The sequence below is a fragment of the Variovorax sp. 01T439_2 genome (assembly GCF_056398445.1).
Map to the genome: position 1 here is coordinate 1 of NZ_JBFTPJ010001054.1, position 1911 is coordinate 1911.

2 protein-coding genes and 1 pseudogene are annotated in these 1911 nt (G+C 68.0%); all 3 read left to right on the plus strand.

Going from position 1 to position 1911, the window contains the following annotated elements:
* Positions 1-991: tannase/feruloyl esterase family alpha/beta hydrolase (locus AC1DOC_RS31730; protein WP_478131343.1), on the plus strand; the 991-nt coding region annotated here is incomplete at its 5' end.
* Between the two features lie 66 nt (positions 992-1057).
* Positions 1058-1732 carry a response regulator gene (locus tag AC1DOC_RS31735; protein WP_015866311.1) on the plus strand — a complete coding sequence of 225 codons (675 nt, stop codon included), beginning with the start codon at positions 1058-1060 and terminating at the stop codon, positions 1730-1732.
* Positions 1719-1911, plus strand: a pseudogene (locus tag AC1DOC_RS31740) (sensor histidine kinase); the annotation flags it as partial. The gene AC1DOC_RS31735 and the pseudogene AC1DOC_RS31740, both read left to right, overlap by 14 nt.

Genomic DNA, 1911 nt, shown 5'->3' on the forward strand with positions numbered 1-1911 from the left:
GATCGTGGCCCAGCGCGACCTGGGCGGCGTGGCGATCACGGCGGACCAGCACACCACGGTCTCGAATGCTGCGATCAATGCCTGCGACATGGTCGGCGGCGTTCACCTGGGCTATGTGCCGGACCCTGCCGCCTGCCGCTACGACCCGACCACCGACGCGGCCGTGATCTGCACCGCCGACGGCGGCACCAACGCCACTGCGGGCTGCGTGAGCCCGGCCCAGGCGCTCGCGTTCAACAAGTTCTGGTACGGCCAGACGGCCGACGGTTCGGTGCCGAACCCTGCGGCCGACAACGGCTTCGCGGCCGCCACCGCGCCTGCGCAGAAGTGGTACGGACTGGCGCGCGGCGCCAACCTCATGGGCCTGGCCGGCGCCACGCCATTCCCCATCTCCAGCGACATGGTCGCGCTCGAACTGCAGGACCCGACGATCGCGACGCCCAGCTTGCTCAACGCCACGGGCAATGGCGCCGACCGCTGGAAATCGCTCACGTACGCGCAGCTTGCCAATGCCTGGGACCGCGGCGTGGCGCTGCAAAGCGCGTTCGCCAACATCAACACCGACAGCGCCGACCTGAGCGCCTTCCGCGACCGCAAGGGCAAGCTGATCTCCTACCACGGCCTGGCCGACACCTTGATCCCGCCGCAAGGCACGATCAACTACTACAGCCGCGTGGCCGCGCAGATGGGCGGCGTCGCGGCCACGCAGGGCTTCTACCGGCTCTACCTCGTTCCCGGCATGGGCCACGGCTTCAGCAACGGCACGTCGAATGCCAATGCGAATCCCCCGCTGCCGACCAACGCGCAGCTCTACGAACTGCTGACCGCCTGGGTGGAAAAGGGCATCGAGCCGCCAGCGCGCGTGGAAGTGGCGACGGTGGCCAGCGCCAGCTTTCCGGCCGTGAAGTCGCGGCCGCTGTGCCTCTATCCGCTCAAGGCGAACCACACCTCGGGCGACCCCAACCTGGCCGCGAGCTACAGCTGCTCCTGAGTTGCCCCGTCTCGCCCGGGCATTGCGGTTAGCATATTCGGCTGCATACGGCCGGGGCGAGAATCAATGCGGATACTGCTGGTGGAAGACGACAAGGTACTGGCCGACGCGCTCTCGCGCGCGCTGGTGCAGTCCGCCCACGCGGTGGACATCGTCTCCACCGGCGAAGAGGCCGACCATGCGCTCGCGCTCGGCATCTACGACCTGGCGATCCTGGACATCGGCCTGCCCAAGCTGAGCGGACTCGATGTGCTGAGGCGGCTTCGCGCCCGCAAGTCCACCATGCCGGTGCTGATGCTGACCGCCTTCGACACCCTGCAGGACCGCGTGCGCGGACTCGACCTGGGCGCCGACGACTACCTGGCCAAGCCCTTCGACCTGCCGGAGCTGGAAGCGCGCGTGCGCGCGCTGCTGCGCCGCAGTACCAATTCCACGCCGTATCTCGAGCATGGCCTGCTGCGCTTCGACACGGTGGGCCGGCGCGTTTTCTACGACAAGAAGCCGCTCGACCTGTCGCCGCGCGAGCTCGCGGTGCTGGAGCTGCTGATGATGCGCGAGGGTCGCGTGGTGGGCAAGGAGCAGATGGTCAACCATCTCTACGGATGGGGCGACGAGGTCGGCGACAACGCGATCGAGGTCAACGTCTACCGGCTGCGCAAGAAGCTCGAACCGCTCGGATGCGAGATCCGCACCGTGCGCGGCATGGGCTATCTGATGGACCGCGGCGATGCGCAAACCTGAGCCCAGGCTGCAGCGCAAGCTGCTGGCCTGGCTGCTCGGTCCGCTGGCCGTGCTGCTGGTGCTGGACACCGGCGCCGCCTACTGGAACTCGCTGCGTTTTTCCAACCTCGCTTACGACCGCGCGCTGTACGAGATCGGGCGCGAGATCGTGCTGCACGTGAAGCTCGACGGCCTGCAGC

What these genes read in the sequence shown, in the direction of transcription:
- AC1DOC_RS31735 (WP_015866311.1), top strand. Translation starts at nt 1,058, where the DNA reads ATGCGGATACTGCTGGTGGAAGACGACAAGGTACTGGCCGACGCGCTC.